The 18,570-nt window shown below is 67.0% G+C and carries 19 protein-coding genes and 1 pseudogene; 10 read left to right on the top strand and 10 right to left on the bottom strand.

Annotated elements, in window-relative coordinates:
• Positions 1-25: 25 nt before the first annotated feature.
• Together EJL01_RS02905 and EJL01_RS02900 are read left to right on the top strand one after the other, a co-directional pair.
• Entirely contained in the window at positions 26-1,327 is a 1,302-nt protein-coding gene (locus EJL01_RS02905) for a condensation domain-containing protein (protein ID WP_125106209.1), read from the top strand.
• A 71-nt stretch (positions 1,328-1,398) separates the two neighbouring features.
• Complete coding sequence (locus EJL01_RS02900; RefSeq protein ID WP_125106208.1) at positions 1,399-1,692, top strand: DUF2568 domain-containing protein; 294 nt, start codon at positions 1,399-1,401, stop codon at positions 1,690-1,692.
• Positions 1,693-1,833: 141 nt separating this feature from the next.
• Here the strand turns inward: EJL01_RS02900 and EJL01_RS02895 are convergent, their stop codons facing one another.
• Positions 1,834-2,631, bottom strand: a complete 798-nt coding sequence (locus EJL01_RS02895; protein WP_125106207.1) for a VOC family protein — start codon at positions 2,629-2,631, stop codon at positions 1,834-1,836.
• Positions 2,632-2,742: 111 nt separating this feature from the next.
• Positions 2,743-3,495, bottom strand: coding sequence for a helix-turn-helix transcriptional regulator (locus EJL01_RS02890; RefSeq protein ID WP_241209078.1), 753 nt, complete (start codon positions 3,493-3,495; stop codon positions 2,743-2,745).
• Positions 3,496-3,543: 48 nt separating this feature from the next.
• Between EJL01_RS02890 and EJL01_RS13200 the strand changes: the two are divergent.
• Positions 3,544-3,669, top strand: a pseudogene (locus tag EJL01_RS13200) (VOC family protein); the annotation flags it as partial.
• A 12-nt stretch (positions 3,670-3,681) separates the two neighbouring features.
• Here the strand turns inward: EJL01_RS13200 and EJL01_RS02880 are convergent.
• The gene (locus EJL01_RS02880) at positions 3,682-4,239 is read right to left on the bottom strand and encodes a TetR/AcrR family transcriptional regulator (RefSeq protein ID WP_284690521.1); all 558 of its coding nucleotides are present in this window, start codon (positions 4,237-4,239) and stop codon (positions 3,682-3,684) included.
• Complete coding sequence (locus EJL01_RS02875) at positions 4,236-5,780, bottom strand: MFS transporter (RefSeq protein ID WP_125106204.1); 1,545 nt, start codon at positions 5,778-5,780, stop codon at positions 4,236-4,238. The genes EJL01_RS02880 and EJL01_RS02875 overlap by 4 nt, the downstream gene beginning before the upstream one ends.
• Before the next feature lie 502 nt (positions 5,781-6,282).
• Here EJL01_RS02875 and EJL01_RS02870 point away from each other — a divergent pair.
• The gene (locus EJL01_RS02870) at positions 6,283-6,894 is read left to right on the top strand and encodes a helix-turn-helix domain-containing protein (RefSeq protein WP_164509694.1); all 612 of its coding nucleotides are present in this window, start codon (positions 6,283-6,285) and stop codon (positions 6,892-6,894) included.
• Here EJL01_RS02870 and EJL01_RS02865 read toward each other — a convergent pair.
• The gene (locus EJL01_RS02865; protein WP_125106202.1) at positions 6,891-7,376 is read right to left on the bottom strand and encodes a GyrI-like domain-containing protein; all 486 of its coding nucleotides are present in this window, start codon (positions 7,374-7,376) and stop codon (positions 6,891-6,893) included. The two genes, EJL01_RS02870 and EJL01_RS02865, sit on opposite strands and share 4 nt — an antisense overlap.
• A 97-nt stretch (positions 7,377-7,473) precedes the next feature.
• Positions 7,474-9,342 (bottom strand): potassium transporter Kup, encoded by a 1,869-nt coding sequence (locus EJL01_RS02860; RefSeq protein WP_125106201.1) that lies wholly within the window; start codon positions 9,340-9,342, stop codon positions 7,474-7,476.
• A 120-nt stretch (positions 9,343-9,462) separates the two neighbouring features.
• Here EJL01_RS02860 and EJL01_RS02855 point away from each other — a divergent pair, with 120 nt between their 5' ends.
• The gene (locus EJL01_RS02855; protein WP_125106200.1) at positions 9,463-10,290 is read left to right on the top strand and encodes an alpha/beta fold hydrolase; all 828 of its coding nucleotides are present in this window, start codon (positions 9,463-9,465) and stop codon (positions 10,288-10,290) included.
• Here EJL01_RS02855 and EJL01_RS02850 read toward each other — a convergent pair.
• Both EJL01_RS02850 and EJL01_RS02845 read right to left on the bottom strand, forming a co-directional pair.
• Positions 10,287-11,237, bottom strand: a complete 951-nt coding sequence (locus tag EJL01_RS02850) for a DUF808 family protein (protein ID WP_125106199.1) — start codon at positions 11,235-11,237, stop codon at positions 10,287-10,289. The two genes, EJL01_RS02855 and EJL01_RS02850, sit on opposite strands and share 4 nt — an antisense overlap.
• Positions 11,238-11,279: 42 nt before the next feature.
• Complete coding sequence (locus tag EJL01_RS02845) at positions 11,280-12,443, bottom strand: pyridoxal phosphate-dependent aminotransferase (protein WP_125106198.1); 1,164 nt, start codon at positions 12,441-12,443, stop codon at positions 11,280-11,282.
• Between the two features lie 66 nt (positions 12,444-12,509).
• On the opposite strand from EJL01_RS02845, the gene tpx reads away from it, so the two are divergent.
• Positions 12,510-13,007: a thiol peroxidase gene (tpx, locus tag EJL01_RS02840; RefSeq protein ID WP_125106197.1), complete on the top strand. Its 498-nt coding sequence runs from the start codon at positions 12,510-12,512 to the stop codon at positions 13,005-13,007.
• A gap of 31 nt (positions 13,008-13,038) precedes the next feature.
• Here the strand turns inward: tpx and EJL01_RS02835 are convergent, their stop codons facing one another.
• A complete protein-coding gene (locus tag EJL01_RS02835; protein ID WP_125106196.1) occupies positions 13,039-13,947 on the bottom strand; it encodes a patatin-like phospholipase family protein in 909 nt (302 codons plus the stop codon).
• A 43-nt stretch (positions 13,948-13,990) separates the two neighbouring features.
• On the opposite strand from EJL01_RS02835, the gene EJL01_RS02830 reads away from it, so the two are divergent.
• Both EJL01_RS02830 and EJL01_RS02825 read left to right on the top strand, forming a co-directional pair.
• The gene (locus tag EJL01_RS02830; protein ID WP_125106195.1) at positions 13,991-14,500 is read left to right on the top strand and encodes a glutaminase; all 510 of its coding nucleotides are present in this window, start codon (positions 13,991-13,993) and stop codon (positions 14,498-14,500) included.
• A 79-nt stretch (positions 14,501-14,579) separates the two neighbouring features.
• Positions 14,580-15,080 (top strand): hypothetical protein, encoded by a 501-nt coding sequence (locus EJL01_RS02825; RefSeq protein WP_125106194.1) that lies wholly within the window; start codon positions 14,580-14,582, stop codon positions 15,078-15,080.
• Between the two features lie 13 nt (positions 15,081-15,093).
• Here the strand turns inward: EJL01_RS02825 and EJL01_RS02820 are convergent, their stop codons facing one another.
• Positions 15,094-16,584: an MFS transporter gene (locus EJL01_RS02820; RefSeq protein ID WP_125106193.1), complete on the bottom strand. Its 1,491-nt coding sequence runs from the start codon at positions 16,582-16,584 to the stop codon at positions 15,094-15,096.
• Positions 16,585-16,728: 144 nt separating this feature from the next.
• On the opposite strand from EJL01_RS02820, the gene EJL01_RS02815 reads away from it, so the two are divergent.
• Both EJL01_RS02815 and EJL01_RS02810 read left to right on the top strand, forming a co-directional pair.
• On the top strand, positions 16,729-18,117 hold the full coding sequence (locus tag EJL01_RS02815) for an MFS transporter (RefSeq protein ID WP_125106192.1): 1,389 nt from the start codon (positions 16,729-16,731) through the stop codon (positions 18,115-18,117).
• A gap of 13 nt (positions 18,118-18,130) precedes the next feature.
• Positions 18,131-18,559: a QcrA and Rieske domain-containing protein gene (locus EJL01_RS02810; RefSeq protein WP_125106191.1), complete on the top strand. Its 429-nt coding sequence runs from the start codon at positions 18,131-18,133 to the stop codon at positions 18,557-18,559.
• Positions 18,560-18,570: the final 11 nt, after the last annotated feature.

The raw sequence follows: 18,570 nt of genomic DNA, 5'->3' as shown, positions 1-18,570 counted from the left end.
GCTGTGTTGCGCATATAGTAGCGCCATGCGTCTCACGCACGTGTCCTACCTCAACCTGCCATTCGGACCGTTGCACAGCTACGAACTTCCGGTGGCGGCGCTGGGACGCGCCCTGCCCGCATCCTTCGACCAGGCGCGGCACGCCAGCCTCGGCGACCGGGCGGGCTCATGGATGGGCATCACGTTTCGGCTGACCGAGCAGGTCGATCGCAACGAGCTCGCCGAAGCGTGGCGGGCCGTGGTTGCGACGCATGGCACGCTGCACACCGCGTTCGTCGATGAGGGCACCGGCACGCCAACGCTGCACGAGGTGTCCTTCGGCCCCGGCACCTGGGTCGAACACGAGATCGCGCCGGGGCAGACGATGAACTCGGCCCTGCAGGGCGTGTTGGATGCGCACTGCCGCCCCCTGTCGGGGCCATCGCACCGCCTCTGCGTGATCGAAACGGCCGATGGGCCGACGTTCGTCATCGCGTCTGACCACACGCACGTCGACATGTGGTCGATGCTCGTCGTCGTCCGCGACCTGCTCGACGCGCTCGCGGAAGTGCACTCTGGGCAGCGGCCGACGATCATAGACGCCCCCGCGTTCGCCGAGCACACGCAGGCATTGTGCGACCGCCCGGCCGCGCCCGCCGAGATTCACGCGCGCTGGCGAGAACTCATCGACGCCGGCAACGGCGGCATGCCGGCCTTCCCGTTGCCGCTCGGCGCGCCCGCGCCGCAGCCCGAGCGGGTCGTGGTGCGCGACGTGCTCGACCACGACGGCCTCGTCGCGTTCTCAAACACCGCGAGGCAACGCGGGGGCTCGGCGCTCGCGCTGACCATCTCGGCCATGACGAGCACGACCCGGTCGCTGGCAGGCGTACCGCTGCGCGTGCTGTTCCCCGTGCACAGCCGGTACGAAGAGCGCTGGCACGATTCGGTCGGCTGGTTCATCACGAACTCGATTCTCGAGTCTGACGACGCCGACCCCGCCGCCTGCTCGGCCGCGATCAAGGAGTCGCTGCGCCTCGGCTCGCATCCGCTCGAAGAGGTCATGGCGCCCTGGGGCGGCATGCCCGAGGTGCCCGGCATGTTTGCGGTGTCGTGGCTCGACATGCGCCGCCTGCCGGTGTCGCTCGACCCGCAGGTGCTCGATGCGCAATACATTGGCGCCGGAATTCGCGCTGACGGCGTGATGATTTGGTTCATTACCGACCACGCCGGAATTCACCTGCGCTGCCGATTCCCCGACACACTCGAAGCCCGACAGAACGTCGGCGCCTGGCTCGACGATCTCGTCGCGCGCATGCGGAGCGCGGCCACGGTGGCGGTGTCGGCGTAGCAAGCTGGGAGCGCGTTACCCGCCAACGTAGGATCACCCGACGCGGGAAGACACCCGAGCGAGGGGGCGACATGGGCGACGTCAACGCGAACGACATCGTGGCGTTCCTCGTCGAGGTGGTCGCCTTTGTGAGCCTTGGCATCTGGGGCTGGCAGCTCGGCTCCGGCGGTCCGCTGTTGCACAAATGGATCGGCCTCGTCGCCGTGCTGGTGGTTGCCGTCGCCCTGAGGGCGCTCTTCGTCTCGCCACAATCGGTGTTCGACGTGCCCGCGCTCGAGGTCGTGCTGAGAATTGTCATTCTCGGCGCCGGGGTGGTCCCCTCGGCATTGTCACGAACCTCGGGTGGGGTATCGCCTTCGGCGTGATCGCCGCGGTGAACACGGCGCTCGTCTACTTTGGACCGTTCGCGCGGTGACGCCATGACCGAGCGGATGCGCCGGGCCGGCCTGGCGGCGCTGGGCCGCCCCGACACCTAACGCGCCGGAGCGACCCAACAGCGAGTCGGGCTAGGACTCGGGGACGGCCTCGCTCATAGCCGAAATCTGGAACGTCGCGCCGGTAGGGTCGGCGATCGTGGCGATGCGCCCGAAGGGCGAGTCGGTCGGCCCGTCAAGCACCTTGCCGCCGAGTTCCTGCACGCGGGCGATGGCCGCGTCGCTCGCCTCGACGCCAAAGTAGATGCGCCAGCCCGCGGCCTCGGCGGGCATAAAACCGGCAGCGTCGCAGAGACCCCAGGTTGCGCTGTCGGGCGTGCCGTTCGTCGCGTAGCGGAAGCCGTCACCCTCCATTGGCTCGCCCATCGGCACGAGGTTGGCGCCGAACACCTTCGTGTAGAACTCGCTCGACCGGTCGAACTCGAGGCTCATGTCTTCGAACCACACGGGGGATCCCGGGTTGCCGGTGAACTCGTAGCCGTCGATTGTGCCGGCACCCCAGAGTCCGATCGCGGCTCCGGTCGGATCGAGGATCACGGCAAAGCGACCCGCGTCGCCGGCATCGCCAGGCTCGACCACGACGGTGGCGCCGTGCTCGACCGCGGTCGCGACCCGCGCATCCACGTCGTCAACGGCGAGGTAGACGCCCCACGACGAGGGGAGTGGGTCGCCCGCCGGGCAGGTCATGCCGGCGACGTCCATGGCGCCACCGACAAGGGTCTCGCCGCTATAGACCATGTTGTAGTGGCCGAATTCCTCACCGGCGTCGTCGAAATGCCAACCGAACAGACCGGTGTAGAACTCCTTGGCGGCGGCCAAATCGGTCGAGCCGAGGTCGAGCCATGTCGAGGTGCCGAGTGCGCGAGCCATGATTCCTCCTGTGGGGTGCGACGCGGCGTCGGTGCCGCGCTCTGCTGCCCACTGTATGAACGTGGTGCGGGCGAAGTTTGTCCAAAAGTGCGGACATCCCACGCCTGGGCACTAATTGTGCACGTGTCGACACAGCACGGGCAGCGCCGACAGCAGCGGCACCTGCCCGGGAGTTGCGGCCGCGAAGCGAAGCGTCACCTCGCACGGCCCGGTGATTGGGCTCGGATGCACTGCGACCATCGGCCGCGCCGGTACGAGCTGCTCGGGTGCATCGCTGTGCGCCTCGACCGCGAACCCAAGCAAGTACGGTGCGCTCGGCGCCAGCGGCAGCGAGACCTCCGGGACTCCGGCGGCGAGCATTCCTGCGCTTGGCAGACCGATCGGCGCGGGCTGCGGGTACCAGCCGATCCAGACGCTGGCATCGCCGCGTGGGCTGAACTGCGCCGGCAACTCGAGCCGAACGCGGGCCGACGCCGGAGCATCCGGCACAAGCGCGAACGGCCTCGGCGGGCGATCCGCGACCTCGTCGGCGAGTCGGCGCAGTCGCGCCGGGGCGACGCCGACCGACTCCTTGAACCGGCGGCTGAAGCTCGAAAGCGAGTCGAAGCCGACCGCCGCCGCGATGTCGATCACGGGGTCGCGATCGGCGAGCAGCAGCCGTTTCGCCGCGTCGATGCGGAGGGCAGAGAGGTATTGCCCGGGACCAATTCCGGTGCGGGCGAGAAAGAGCCGTGAGAAGTGAAACGGGCTGTAACCGGCGTGGTCGGCAAGGTCGCGGGCCGTGAGCAATCCACGCCGCTCAATCGCGAACTCGACGGCAGCATCCACCGCGGCCAGGTGTGCGGCAGCTGCTTCGGTGGTCACGCGGAGAGTGTAGGGCATGCCTGTGGGAACCCTCGGTGACCGCGCGCGATCGCCGCTTGGCACGGCTGCACGCCACTGCGCGGTCTCGCCAACTACCGCGAGATTCTCTTGCTCACGTATCTGCGCGGGCCAAGCGGCATCATCGTCCCGCTCGCCGAACAACTCACACAGTAGGGCGGCGAGTAGCTACTCCTCGGTCATGCGCAACAGCATGGGCAGCGCGCGCGGCAGATCTTCGGCCAACACGGCGGGGTCATAACAGCTCGCGTTCGCGAGGCCCTCGGCGGCATAGCGCACGAGCAAGATGCGGTCGGGGTCGAGCCCATCGTTCGCGAGAAATTCCCGCCAGTAGAGGTTGTCTTCTTCCTCCAGAGCGTCGACGCCCTGGACATCGCCGAGGTGCATGCTGATGTCGGCGAAGTTCCCGAACTCCACCCGCAGCGTCGACTCCGGATCGCACAGGGCTCGCACGTACGCCCGGAGCGTCTTACCGGGGCGGTTCTCGGCGAGATCGACGTAGTCGCGCACACCCTGACGGATGTTGACGAGGTACTCCTCGAGTACAGCGAGGAGGAGCTCATTCTTGCTCGCGAAGTGGTGCAACAGGCCGCTCTTCGAGATGCCAGCGGTGGTCGCGACATGCTGCAGCGACATGGCCATGCCTCGCACCTTGAGCTCGTCTCGCGCTGCGGTCAGGATCTCTCGCCGCGTACGCTCGGAGTTACGTGTTGTTTCGCTCGTCACCGCTGCGTCACCACTTCAATCGTGCCGGTCTGCTCGTCGACCTCGAACTTGCGAGGGATCGTGCGCCAGGCACTGATGCCGGCGACCACGAGAATACCCGCCGCGACCAGTGCCGTGAACTGCATGCCACCGATGAACGCATGTTGCAGCTGCTCGACGAGGCCGGCGTTCGTGTCGCCGAGCGCCTCGAGTCCGCCCGCGAGCGACTCGGTGACCGCGTGCTGCGTGTCGCCCGGCAATTCGCCGAGGTCGGGCAGCCGCTGGCGGTAGCCAATGGTCATGATCGAGCCGAGGATCGCGATGCCGAGGGCAACGCCGAGCTCGTAGGCGGTCTCGGAGATCGCCGAGGCGGCGCCGGCGCGAGCTCGGGGGACTGAGCCGACCACCGCGTCCGTTGAGACGGTCGCGGCGAGCCCGATGCCGAAGCCGGCGATGACGAGCGCTGCGATGAGCACGACGTAGCCCTCGAGTCCCTCGGCGACGGCGATACCCGCGAGGCCGAGGGCGGCGCCGAGCAGGCCGATGCCGATGCTGCCACCCATGCCGAGGCGAGCCACGAACATGCCGACGAACACGACGACGATCATCGAGGCAACCATCGCCGGGAGCTCGACGAGCCCCGCCTGCAGCGGCTCCAGGCCGCGCACGAGCTGGAGGTATTGCGAGAAGAAGAACAGCAGCCCGCTGAGCGCGAAGATCGACAGGCCATTCGCGACGACCGCGCCGCGGAACGCGGGCACCTTGAAGAGCTCGAGGTCGAATAGCGGCGTTGCGAGGTGCCGCTGCCGGTGGATGAACCACCAGCCGCTCGCGAGCCCGACGACGAGCATCGCAATGGCGATCACGCCAAAGTCGCCGCTGAAGAGCCCCTTGATCGCGTAGATGATGGGCACGAGCGTCGTGATCGAGAGCACCGACGAGAGCACGTCGATCGAGTTCGCGGTCGGGTTCTTCGACTCGGGCAGCAGCCAGGCGCCGGCGATGACGAGCACGATCATGACGGGGATGTTGATGAGGAACACCGAGCCCCACCAGAAGTGCTCGAGCAGGAAGCCGCCGACGAGGGGGCCAAGGGCAGCGCCGCCGGCCGCACCGGCCGACCAGATGGCGATCGCGCGGGTGCGCTGCTTCGGCACGCGGAACATGTGCCGAATGATCGACAGTGTCGACGGCATGAGGGTCGCGCCGCTGAGGCCGAGCACCGCGCGGGCGGCAATGAGCACCTCGGCGGTCGGCGCGAACGCCGCAACCGCCGACGCGACGCCGAAGCCAAGCGCGCCGAGCAGCAGGAGTTTCTTGCGTCCGATGCGGTCGGCGACGTTCCCCATCGTGATGAGCAAGCCCGCGAGGGCGAACGAGTAGATGTCGCCGATCCAGAGCAGCTGGGTCGCGGTGGGATGCAGTGATTCGCTGAGCGACGGAACGGCCAGCGAGAGCACGGTGCCGTCGATTGCGAGCAGCGTCACGGCGAGCACGAGCACCGCGAGCGCGGCCCATTCGCGGGCGCCAGCACGGTGCTTGGGAGCTGACAATTCGAACATGCAGTCAATTCTACAGATCAAATGGTCGGTACGGAAGAGTGTGCGGTCGGGCCACGTCGAAATCGGGGCGGTTCGACCGTGCAATTCCGTGCCGAGAAGGATGCGCTACCGGGTGTCGAAGGCACCGGGCTCGCACGGTTCGATGCCGCATCTCGGGTCGATGCCGTAAGGCTCGGCGCGGACTTCGGCGACCAGTTCGACGTCCGAGTTAGTGACTCGGGCTGACTCACCGTGAGCGATGACTTCAGCGACATCCCGACTGCATGGGCGATTCCATATTGCAACTGGACCAGTGGTAGCTTCACTCCGGGCAGCATGGTCGTGCAGAACCGCAATCTGAGGTTTGCAGCGGTGCCTCAGCGCACGCTGCTTGCCGATCCTGAGGCGGCCTTGACTGAGGCATTCACGCACTGCGGCTCGCCGCGACGTATACATGCACCCTCATGAGTACAGTTGATGAACTATGACAAGACGCGGCCCTCGGGGCGATATTGATCAGCGGGTGATCCTCGACGCAGCGATGCGCGTTCTGAAACGCGAAGGCAGCATCAGCGCGGTGTCGTTGCGCATGGTTGCACGCGAGCTCGGGGTGGCGCCGAACGCCATCTATACCTATTTTCAGTCGATGAATGCGGTGTGGCACGAGGCAAAAGAGCGCCAGCTCGGCCTCGTGCTGCCCGCCGCGACGCCCGACACTGCATGCGGGCGCTGTGGTCTGCGCGGCCTGCTTGAAGGCATTGCAAAGACGCACTCGGGCGAGTTACTCGACCTCTTTCAACACCAGTCTCGGCTCGGCCAGGAGTCGTTCGAGTTCGCTGAGATGCTCCTGTCGTACGCGCAGACAGCCGGGGTGGCGCCCCGGTTCGCGCGCAACATCATCCTGATCTGGCTCTCGGGGCGCGCGTCGCTCGGGCGCCAGCGTCACCTCGAGAACGAGCGGCGCGAGCAGATGCGCCTCGAGCTCGGGGGCGGCTACCCGCTCGAGGCCGAGGCGAACTCGATTGCCGCCGATGACGACTTCGAGACCGAAATTACGATCCTGCTCAACGGCCTCGAGCTCTATTGCACCTGCGGCAACGACCCTGCCGGGCAGCTGACCGCGGCCGCGAACTAGGAGACGGGAACCGCGAGCCCCGTGATGAGGTCGTCGGGGTTCATCTCGGGCGTGGGCTCGGTGTCGTAGGCCTCCCAGAACGGCAGACCGGCGGTGAGCCCCTGCTGCTCGACCCACTGCATGAAGGCGCCCCACGAGTCGCCGAGCGAGTCGTAGCCGCCACGGTGCTTCGCGATGGCGGTGCGACCGGCCGGCAGTTCTGATGGAACGACCTCGTAGTCGCCGAACGTCACGGGTTCGTGCAGCGGCGCGGTGACCGGGAACCCAACCTCGAACGAGGCGGTCTCGGTCGGCACGTACTCGTGTCGTGCGAAGGCCGGTCCGACCGGCACAAACACGCCGGCCGAGATCGCCTCGCCGAGCGCGGTGAACGCCGGGTCCATGAACTGCGGCATCTCAGCCACCGGGTAGTCGGTGACCCGCACCACCACGGTGGGCGTGCCGGGAAAGTCGATGATGTCTTGCGAGTCGAGCTGTGACATGTGCTTCCTTCGTTCGCCTCGACGTCGGGTCGGGCGCCCGAACGCTTGGTGCTCGCGAGGCTACGCAGTCACCTTGAGAGAAACTCGACCGGCGCGGCTAAAACTCGACCTCGGCGCCCGCGATGATCGTGCGTTCGGGCGGGAGGTGCAGCACATGGGTGCGGTTCGCCGAACCGCGCTCGAGCCAGCGGAAAAGTTGTTTGCGCCACCGGGCCATCACTCGCGAGCGGCCGGGCTCGATGCGGAACACCGAGAGCACGTACATGGCGTCCTCCGGGGCGAAGTGCAACTCCGGCGAGTGGTCGATCGCCTGACGCAGCGCCCGCGGCACATCCTGGTAGTCGTTGAAGCCGATCCGATACAGCACCTGGACGATGCCGTCGTCGGGGTCGCCGAGCGGGGTGGTGACGATGCGGTCGGCGCGAGCCACATGGGGCACCGCGACGTGGACCATCGTGATGATCACGACGTGCTCGTGCACCACGCGATTGAACTTCACATTGCCGCGCAGTGCGAGCGGGACAGTCTCGGGGTTGCCGTGCGGGTAGACCGCGACACCAGGAACCCGCTGCACCGCATCCCGCCGCAGCCCACTCACGAACTCCGGCAGGGACCCCTCGAGCTTGGCACGGTTGCCGAACAGCACTTCGGCACCCCGGCGCCAGGTCAGCATGATCGTAATGAACACCGCCGCGATGGCGAGCGGCACCCAACCGCCCGAGGCAATCTTGATTGCGTTCGCGGCGAAGAGCAGCAACTCGAGGCCGCCGATGATCGCGCCGAGCAGCACCACCCGCCAGGTCGGCCACTGCCACACGGCGTGTGCGAGCAAGAGGAACAGCGAGAGTTCGAGCAGCATCGTGCCGGTCACCGAGAGCCCATAGGCGGCGGCGAGTTCGGTCGAACTCCGGAATGTCACGACGAGCAGCACGACGCCGACGAACAGCACCCAGTTCACGAGCGGTAGGTAGATCTGCCCCATGTGGTTCCGTGACGTGTGCTTGACGCGGAGACGTGGTAGCAACGAACGTCGCACCGCCTGCCGGGCCACCGAGAACGCCCCCGAGATCACCGCCTGCGAAGCGATCACCGTGGCGAGCGTCGCGAGGATAACGAGGGGGATGCGGCCCCACGCCGGCGCGAGGTGAAAGAACGGGTTTGATGCGGTCGAGGGGTCGGCGAGCAGCATGGCGCCCTGCCCGAAGTAATTGAGCAGAAGCGACGGCATGACGAGCGCGAACCAGGCGAGCACGATGGGGCGCCGGCCAAAGTGGCCGAGATCGGCGTAGAGCGCCTCGACGCCGGTGACGGCGAGCACGACCGCGCCGAGCGCAAAGAAGCCGATGAGTGGGTTCGCGAACACGAACTCGATCGCGTAGGTGGGGGAGACGGCGCGCAGGATGCTGAGATCTTCGCGGATGTGGGCCGCGCCGAGCAGCGCCAGCACGACGAACCACACGATCATGACGGGGCCGAACGCCCGACCGATCACCCCGGTGCCCCAGCGCTGCACCGCGAAGAGCACGGTGAGGATGACGAGCGCGAGCGGCACGATCCACGTGGTCAGTTGCGGGTTCACCGTCTCGAGGCCTTCGACCGCACTCAGCACCGAAATCGCGGGCGTGATGAATGAATCGCCGAAGAAGAGCGACGCCCCGACCACCGAGAGCACCAGGGCGGCCCTCGCGCGCCCCGTGCCGGTGCCGAGCTTGCGGTGAATGAGCGCGGCAAGCGACAGGATGCCGCCCTCGCCATCGTTGTCGGCGCGGAGGATGAACCCCGCGTAAGCCACCGACACGATGATGATGAGACACCACGTGATGAGCGAAATGATGCCGAGGATGTCGCGCTCGGTCGGCTGCACCGCCCCGTTATGCAGCGCAAAGATGGTCTGCAGCGAGTACAGGGGGCTCGTGCCGATGTCGCCGAACACGACTCCGAGTGCGGCGAGTGCGAGCGCAGACAATTTAGTGGGGCGAAGGGGGCCGCCAGGGGTTTTCACGAGCGACGATATTCCTCCTTTGTCGGGGCCGGCGCAAGTACCCGATCGAGATCGATGTGTCGGGCGGCACTAGGCTCGAGCATCATGGGTGACATCGCGTATCAACTGGTCGGTTCGGGCGCGCGAAAGCTCGTCTTCTTCCACGGACTCATGGGGCGCGGCCGTAACTTCGGCGCGATTGCCCGCAGCCTCGGCGACGAGTTCACGAGCCTGCTCGTCGACATGCCGAATCACGGCGAGTCGGCCTGGACAGAATCCTTCAGCTACCTCGACATGGCCGACGCGCTCGCGGAAGTGGTGCGCGATGAATTTGCGAGTTCGGATGGGAAGCCCGAGTCGGTCGCGCTCGTCGGCCACTCGATGGGTGGCAAGGCCGCGATGGTGCTCGCGCTGCGCCATCCGGAGCTGATCGAACGGCTCGCGGTTGTCGACATTGCACCCGGCGCATCCGGCAGCTCACCCGGCGGCTTCGAGCACCTGCTCACGAGCATGACCACGGTCGATTTGACCACCGTGACCCGCCGCAGCGACGCCGACGCGCAACTGCTCGACCGGATTCCCGACACCACGATTCGCCAGTTCCTGCTGCAAAACCTGCGTCCCGTGAGCGGAGGCAGCTACGCCTGGCAGCCCAACCTCGCGATGCTCACGGGTGCCCTCGATGAGATCCTCGGCTGGCCGGAGTTCGTGGCGCCGCCGTACACCGGCCCGGTCCTGTGGATCGCGGGGGAGAAGTCGAATTACATCCGCGAGGAAGACGACGCGCTGATGCGGGCGCTGTTCCCGCGCGTGCGCAAGGTGACGATTCGCGACTCGGGGCACTGGGTGCACTCGGAGCAGCCGGAGCGATTCCTTGCGACCCTGCGGTACTTCCTTGACCAGCCGAACCCGGAGCATCCGAGAGCGGGTTAGTGGCCCTCTGCAGCCTCGGGCTTCGCCGACTTGCCGAAGGGCAGCAGGTGCAGCACACCCACAATCGCGCTGCCGAGCACGAGGCCAAGCACGAACGAGCAGGCCGTGTTGATGAGCCAAGCGAGCGCGGCACCGACGCTAGGTACGGCCTCGCCAAAGCTCTCGAGGTGGTGCACGAACTCATACGGCGCGGTGACACCGAGCTCGGCGAGATTTACAAGCCAGAGGTGGCCGCCAACCCAGAGCATGGCAATGGTGCCGACCCAGGCGATGACGTCGAACACATGCGGCATGACGTTCGTCAGGCCGCGCCCGAACTTTGCCCGAGGTGCGCGACTCGACTTGCTCATCGCGAGCCCCACGTCGTCCAGCTTCACGAGGATCGCCACGGCGCCGTAGACCACCGCCGTCATGAGGATCGCGACGATCACCATGATCGCGAGCCGCGCCAAGAACGCTTGGTCGAGCACTTCGTTCATCGAGATCACCATGATCTCGGCGCTGAGGATGATGTCGGTGCGCGTCGCGCTCGCCACGATCGACTTCTCGTCACGGGTGGCCGTTGTGGTTTCGCCCGCCTCGCTGTGGCCACCCCAGAACTTCTCAATGAGCTTCTCGGCGCCCTCGAAACAGAGGTATGCGCCGCCGAGCATGAGCAGAGGCGGCAGCAGCATCGGCAAAAACTCGGCGAGCAACAGGGCGATGGGCAGGATGAGCAGTAGCTTGTTGAGGAGCGAGTTGCGTGCGATCTTCCAGATGATCGGCAGCTCGCGGGCCGGGCTCAGCCTAGCAACGTACTGCGGCGTCACCGCAGCGTCGTCGATCACGACGCCGGCTGCCTTCGCGGAGGCCTTGGCGGCCATGCCCGCGACGTCGTCGACGCTTGCCGCGGCTGCGCGGGCGAGCGCCGCGATGTCATCAAGGAGTGCAACGAGACCGATAGCCATCTGGATCCTTCGATAGAGAGGTGCGCTTACAGTAGTAGCGCGCTAGATCGACGTGCCGAGCGCCGCTAGCCTGCTGGCGGCTTCCTCGAGCACCTCGACGCGTTTGCTGAAGGCGAACCGCACCAGCGTCTCAACGCCAGTCGCGTCGCGGTAGAACACCGTCATTGGCACCGCGGCCACGCCGACGCGCTCGGGGAGTTTGCGGCAGAAGTCGATGGCCGAGGTCACGCCGAGGGGCCCGACGTCGGCGACGATGAAGTAGCCACCCTCGGGCACGTGCACGCGCATCCCGGTGACCTCAAGCGCCTCGACGAGGACGTCGCGTTGGCGCTGCAAGCTGTCGCGAATCTCGGCGATGCGCGTATCCGGCAGCCGCAGGCCCGCGGCGATGCCGCGCTGCATCGGCGCCGGGCCGACGAAAGTGAGGAACTGCTTCACGGTCGTGACTGCGGTGACGAGGTCGGGAGATGCACAGACCCAGCCGACCTTCCACCCGGTGGTGGCGAAGGTCTTGCCTCCCGACGAAATCAGGATGCTGCGCTCGCGCATGCCGGGCAGCATCGCGATCGGCGTGTGCTCCCGCCCGTCAAACGTCAGGTGTTCATAGACCTCGTCGGTGATGACGACGAGGTCGTGGCGCAGAGCGACGTCAGCGATCCGCTGCAGTTCCTCGCGGCCAAAGACATGCCCAGTTGGATTGTGCGGGGTGTTGAGCAGAATGACCTTGGTGCGCTCGGTCACCGCGGCCTCGAGCCGGGCGGGGTCGATCGTGAACTCGGGCGCCTCGAGCCGCACGGGCACCAGGGTGCCGCCAGCGAGCGTGATCGCCGCGTCGTAGACGTCGTAGAAGGGCTCGAACGCGATCACCTCGTCGCCGGGCTCGCAGAGCGCGAGCAGGCTCGCGCTCAATGCCTCGGTGGCGCCGACCGTCACAAGGATTTCGCTGGCGGGGTCGTACCGCAGCCCGTAATAGTGCTGCTGGTGCGCTGCGATGGCGTCGAGCAGTTCGGGCACGCCACGCCCGGGCGGGTATTGGTTGTCACCCGTTCGGATGCCCGCCACGGCCGCTTCGAGTACCTCGCGTGGCCCGTCGGTGTCGGGGAATCCCTGCCCGAGGTTGATCGCACCATGCTCGTGGGCGAGCCTCGACATTTCGGCGAAGATTGTCGTGCCGAAGCGGCGCATGCGTGAAATGAGTTCGGGCATTACGAAAGTGTATCGAGCGAGCGGCGTACTCAGCCGTTCGCCATTCGCGACTGTCAGACTGGCGCCATGGCTACCACTGCATTTGAGGGTTCCCCCGTCACGACGTCCGGCGAGCTGCCCGAGGTCGGCGCTGCAGCGCCCGACTTCACGCTGACCGGCACCGACCTCAGCGACGTCAAGCTGTCAGACTTCGCCGGCAAGCGCGTCGTGCTGAACGTGTTCCCGTCGGTTGACACCGGCGTCTGCGCCGCCTCCGTGCGTAAGTTCAACGAGATTGCCGCCGGACTCGACAACACGGTCGTCGTCACCGTCTCGCGCGACCTGCCGTTCGCGCTCGCCCGCTTCTGCGGCGCCGAGGGCATTGAGAACGTTGTCGCGACGAGCGCCTTCCGCTCGAGCTTTGGCGAAGACTACGGGGTCGTGCAGCAGGATGGCCCGCTCGCCGGCCTGCTCGCCCGCTCGGTCCTCATCATCAACGAGCAGGGCAAGGTCGCCTACACGCAGCTCGTGCCCGAGATCAAGCAGGAGCCGAACTACGACGAGGCGGTTGCCGCGCTGCAGTAGCGCGCCGCGATTCGCTAGTCCACCGGCGAGGCTATAGGCCAAGGAACGCGCGCATCGCATCGAGCTCGCGACCGGCCTGGGCCTCGCCGAGTGCGTACTGCTGCCGAAGCTTGCGCACGTTCGTCTCGCTGTTCGAAACGCCTAGGTTGGTGGGCGTGAAGAGGTAGGCGCGGCCCTCGGCCTCGAGGTCGAAGAGCTCGGCGCGGGTGTGGTTGTAGCGGCGCGGACGCTGCAGAATGCCGTTCACCATGGCGGGGTACTTGCGGAAGGTGCTTCGGTAGAAGCCCGTCACCTTCGCCGGCGGCTTGACGTAGTCACGAGGGCGGGTCATGACGACGAGGAATTTCTCGTAGCCGGCCGCCTTTGCAGCATCGATCGCGAAGCCGCCTGTCGGGCCAAGTGCGCCGTCGACAAAGACTTCGCCGTCAATCTCCACCGGTGGCATCAGCAGCGGGAGCGACGATGAAGCGCGCACCCGCACGAGCAGGTCGTACAGCTCGTGGATGTCGCTGCGAGACCAGTACTGGGCTCGACCGGAGCGCATCTCGAACGCCCCGACCGCGAAGTCGGCGGGGTTGGCGAGATAGGTGTCGTAGTCGTAGGGGAGCGCCTTGCCGGGCGCGGCGGTCTGCTCGTAGATGTACTCCGACGAGAAGAGTCCCTTGCCCTGCAACCAAGTGCGCATGTTGCCAAAGTTCGGGTCGGCCGCGAAGTCAACAAACGACTGGCGCGTGCGCCACTCGTCGCGCGAGAGATAGTTCGCGACGCAGCTCGAGCCCGCCGAAATGCCACCGACCCAGTCGAACCAGATGCCCTCGCGGATGAACATCGAGATCACGGCTGAGGTGTAACTTGCCCGCATCCCACCTCCCTCGATCACGAGCGCTGTGTCGTGGACATTCGACTTGAGCGGAGCGGAGTGGCGGCTGACGTCGGACATGTGTAAATCTTGGCACGGTCGGGCCGCACGAGAGGGGAACCGCATGGGCGAAGCGCAAAACCACCTGCGCGCCGTCGCGGCGGCCACCGCGACACAATTGCGCGCGGGTGGCGTCGCACCCGAGGCCCTGGGAGAGTTCGTCGCGCCACGGCGCCGACTCCTCGGAACCCGGCCCGCCCGTATCGAGCAAGTCGGGGAAGTCTGGCGCCTCGGCGTGCTGCTCCTGCGCGCGAGCGAGCCAGCAGAGTTCCTCGGTGCTGGGCCTAGCCTGCGCGCGCACGAGCCCCCGCCCATCCTCGGCTACACCTCAGAGTCGGCGCGCGAGCGCGACGAGCTGCGGCATGCGGCCATTCGCGGTGGCTTCGCCGAGGGCACCGTGGTGCACTACGCCTCGACACCGCTTGGCGTAATCGACGAGGCGAGCAACCCGGTGAGCCTGCGCCACGGCGCCGTCGTGGTTCGCTGGGCTGCGGCATGCTCGCTGCAGCAGGCAACGGAGTTGGAAAGTTACGTGCGCGAACGTGTTGACCTGATTGCAACGGCGAGGATGTAGCGCGCCGCGAGAAAAAGTGCCACGATTGACCATCGTGTCCACTTCAAGCCCTACTTTTGCACCGCATGTCGCTGAGCTCATGCGTAACGGAGAGCACCCGCTGGTCATGCAGATGGCCCGGTGCGTCGACAGTGAATCTGAACTCACTGACTTCCGGTTTGATGACGCCGACGAGCGCGCGGGCGAGGACGTCGCAACCGACCGCTCGGCCGCGTTGCAGAACAACGACGACGAGGAGACCTGGGAACGTCGCGTTCTCGAGCTCCTCGACGGCGGCTCCTACTACGGCTGGCGCGGCAGCCAAGCTTCGCAGCTGCGCAAGGCGCTCGAACCGCCGACCAGCCAGCTGCTGATCACCGACCAGCGCCTCATGGCCGTCGACGTGAACAACCTCGACGAGCCCGAGCTCGAGTGGCAGAGCGAGCGAGACAGCCTCAGCAAGGTCTTCAAGCGTTCGCGCTTCCTCGAGCCCGGCCGCATCGTCATCGTCTTCGGTGACGGCTCGGTGCTCGCGGTGCACGTCGGCATGCTCGGCGGCAAGGCAGCATCGAAGTGCGTCGCCGCCCTCGGCGCAGAATAGCGCCGAATTTGGGTTAGCTCATGGAGTTGCGGGTGCCCCGCAGGTCCATGAGCGCGACGAGGATCGCCAGCGCCGCGACCACGATAATCGCGGCGAAGCCGATGGCGAGGGCGTTGTCCCAGCCACTGGATGCGGCCATGCTGAACGCGATGCTCGTGATCACGGCAATGCCGATCGCAGTACCGATGCGCTGCCCGGTCTGCAGCACGCCACCGGCGCTGCCCGCATAACGCAGCGGCACGTCGGCGAGCGTGAGCGTCTGATTCGGCGAGACGATGAGACCCTGGCCGATGCCGGTGAGCGCGAGCGTGCCGAGCAGCCACCATTCGCTCACGCCCGCCGTGCCATGCAGGAGCGCGACGGCGATGCTCAGGCCAAGACCGAGCACGACGAGCAGCAAGCCCCAGAGCACCATGATCCGACCGATGCGTACGACGTAGCGCCCGGCGATCGGTGCGGTGATCGCGCCGGCCAGGGCAGCGGGGAGACCGACCATGCCGGCCGTCAAGGCGTCGTGCCCGAGGCCGCGCTGCATGTATTGCGCGACGAGCAACCAGATGCTCGTGTTGCCGACGAAGTAGAGCCCAATCAGCAGCGCGCCATTTGAAAACGAGCGGGTGCGGAACAGCTCCATGTCGACCATCGGCGTGCGCCCCTTGGCCCGATAGCGCAGCTCCCACCGAACCCAGAGCACGACGAGGCCTACGCCGAGCACGAGCGAGCTCCACACCCACCAGCCGAGCGCCGCCTCCATGAACGGCAGCATGACGAACAGCGTGCCGAAGGCGAGCAGCACCATACCGACCGGGTCGAAGTCCGAGCGGGTGCGCCGCACGAGGGATGCGTTCGCGTCGGTGATGACGGGGATCTCGTGTGTCGTCGCGCTCGGGTCGTCGATCGCGAGGGCCCGCCACGTTGACGCGGGCAGGTAGGCGCGGGCGGCGAAGATGCCGGCGATCGCAATGGGCACGTTGACAAGGAACGAGGCTCGCCAACCGATTTCCTCGCCGAAAATGGCGATGAGCCCGCCACCGAGAATTGGTCCGATTGCGACCGAGATGCCGACGATTCCGCCGAAGGCGCCGAAAGCACGACCGCGCAGCTCGCCCTGGAAGAACTGTTGAATGATGCCCGTGACCTGTGGGTTGAGCAGGCCCGAGCCGATGCCCATGATGACCCGCGCGAGGTTGAGCACCAGGATGTTCGGCGCGAGACCCGAACACAGAGCGCCGAGGCCGAACACGGCGAGGCCGAGCACGAACAATCGGCCGCGACCCCACACATCCCCGGCGCGACCCGAGGCGACCAGGAGCACGCCGAACACGAGCGCGTAGCCCGAAATCACCCACTGCAGGCCCGAGGTGCTCGCGTCGAGCGAATCACCGATGGCGGGCAGCGTTACGTTGACGATCGAAACGCTGAGCAGCGACATGAACGCGGGTACGAGAATCGTCGGCAGCAGCCGCCGCTGCTCGGCGCTGAATCCCGAACTCGCTGCTGCCATCTGCGCCGGTCCTTTCGGTGCGCGTCCGGTCGCGCACCGAGCCACTTCATCACGCGGCCGCTGAGCGCGTTCGGATCTGGGCGGCCGCAGTTGCCTGACGTAACACAAACCGCAACAGCTCGGGCGTGGGAATATGCTGATCGAATGACAGGACCCGCCGTCAATGACGCGGCACGCATTGCCCCTTCCCGCTCGGAGCGACTTGATCGTCTCCCGTTCACCGCCAAGCACGGTCGCCTGCTCTTCGGCAGCGGCGTCGGTTGGGCGCTCGACGCTATGGATGTCGGCCTCATCTCGTTCGTCATCGCTGCACTGATCGAGCAGCAGATTGTGACGACGGGCGAGGCGAGTTGGATCGCGTCGCTCGGCTTCGTCGGCATGGCTGTCGGCGCGACGCTTGGCGGGCTCATCGCCGACCGCATCGGCCGTCGCCAGGTGTTTGCCATCACACTGATCATCTACGGCTTGGCGACCGGTGCCTCGGCTTTGGCGAGCGGCGCGGCCCTGCTCATGGTGCTGCGCTTCTTCGTCGGGCTCGGGCTCGGCGCCGAACTGCCGGTCGCCTCGACGCTCGTGTCGGAGTTCGCGCCGAAGCGCATCCGCGGTCGACTCGTCGTCTGGCTCGAGGCGTTCTGGGCCGTCGGCTGGATCCTCGCGGCGCTCGTCGGTACCTTCGTCGTGGCGAGCGGCGAGCAAGGCTGGCGCTGGGCCCTCGCCCTCGGCATGGTGCCCGCCGCCTACGCGATTGTCGTGCGGATGGGCCTGCCGGAGTCGGTGCGGTTCCTCGAGGGCAGGGGCCGGGTCGACGAGGCCGAGCGCATTGTGCGCGAGTTCGAGGCCTCGGCCGAGACGCAGCAGACGCTGCAGCGCATCCGCGAAGCTGAGCAGCAGCCGCCGGCACGGGCGGATGCAGTCGACGAGTCCGATGCGGTGGAGCGGCCGCACATCTGGTCGCCTGCCCTGCGCCGCCGCACGATCGCCCTCTGGACGATCTGGTTCTGCATCAACCTGAGTTATTACGGGGCCTTCATCTGGATCCCGAGCTTGCTCGTCGCCGATGGGTTCACCCTCGTGAAGTCGTTCCAGTTCACGCTGATCATCACGCTCGCGCAGCTGCCGGGGTATGCGGTGGCCGCCTGGCTCATCGAGGTGTGGGGCCGACGCGGCACGCTCGCCGTGTTCCTCGCCGGCTCGGCCGTGGCCGCAGCCTTCTATGGACTCTCGGGTGGCTTTGGTGAGGGCTGGATCATCGCAGCGGGGTGCCTGCTCTCGTTCTTCAACCTCGGCGCCTGGGGCGCGCTCTACGCGATCGGACCGGAGCTCTACCCGACGAACATCCGGGGCACCGGCGCGGGTGCCGCAGCCGGGTTCGGGCGCATTGCGTCGATCATCGCGCCCCTGCTCGTGCCGGCGCTCGTCGCGGTCGGCGGCGGCAGCATCGTGCCCGTGTTCACCGTGTTCGCGATTGCGTTCGCGATTGCCGCGGGTGCGGCGCTCGTACTGCCCGAGCAGCGCGGCCGCGCGCTCGAGTGACTACGCTGAGGACATGACGTCTGACGCCGCTGCTGCTGGGTTGATGAGCCGTCGCGCGCTCGTGCGCACGACGGCCGTTGCGGGCGGGGGTGTCGCGCTCGCCGCGCTGCTCAGTGCGTGTGGTGAGTCGGGCGGCGCGGCCGGCGAGACCACCGCGCCGTTCACGGTGCCGGCGTCGGAGGTGCCGGTCGGCGGCGGCATCGTGCTTGCGCAGTACAAGGCGCTCGTGACGCAGCCAGTCGAGGGCGAGTTCCACGCGTTTTCGGCCGTGTGCACCCACAAGGGATGCGTGCTTTCGGATGTGCAGGGCGATCGCGCCCACTGCGGCTGCCACAACAGCTACTTCGATCTTGTGACGGGCGAGCCGGTAGCGGGGCCTGCGCTGGAGCCGCTGCCCGAGCTCACCGTGACGCAGGACGGCGACGAACTCAGCATCAGCTAAGCGAACGTCAC

The organism is Gulosibacter massiliensis, assembly GCF_900626105.1.
Classification (GTDB): Bacteria; Actinomycetota; Actinomycetes; order Actinomycetales; family Microbacteriaceae; genus Gulosibacter; species Gulosibacter sediminis.
This window is presented reverse-complemented; position numbering and strand designations above follow the sequence as displayed.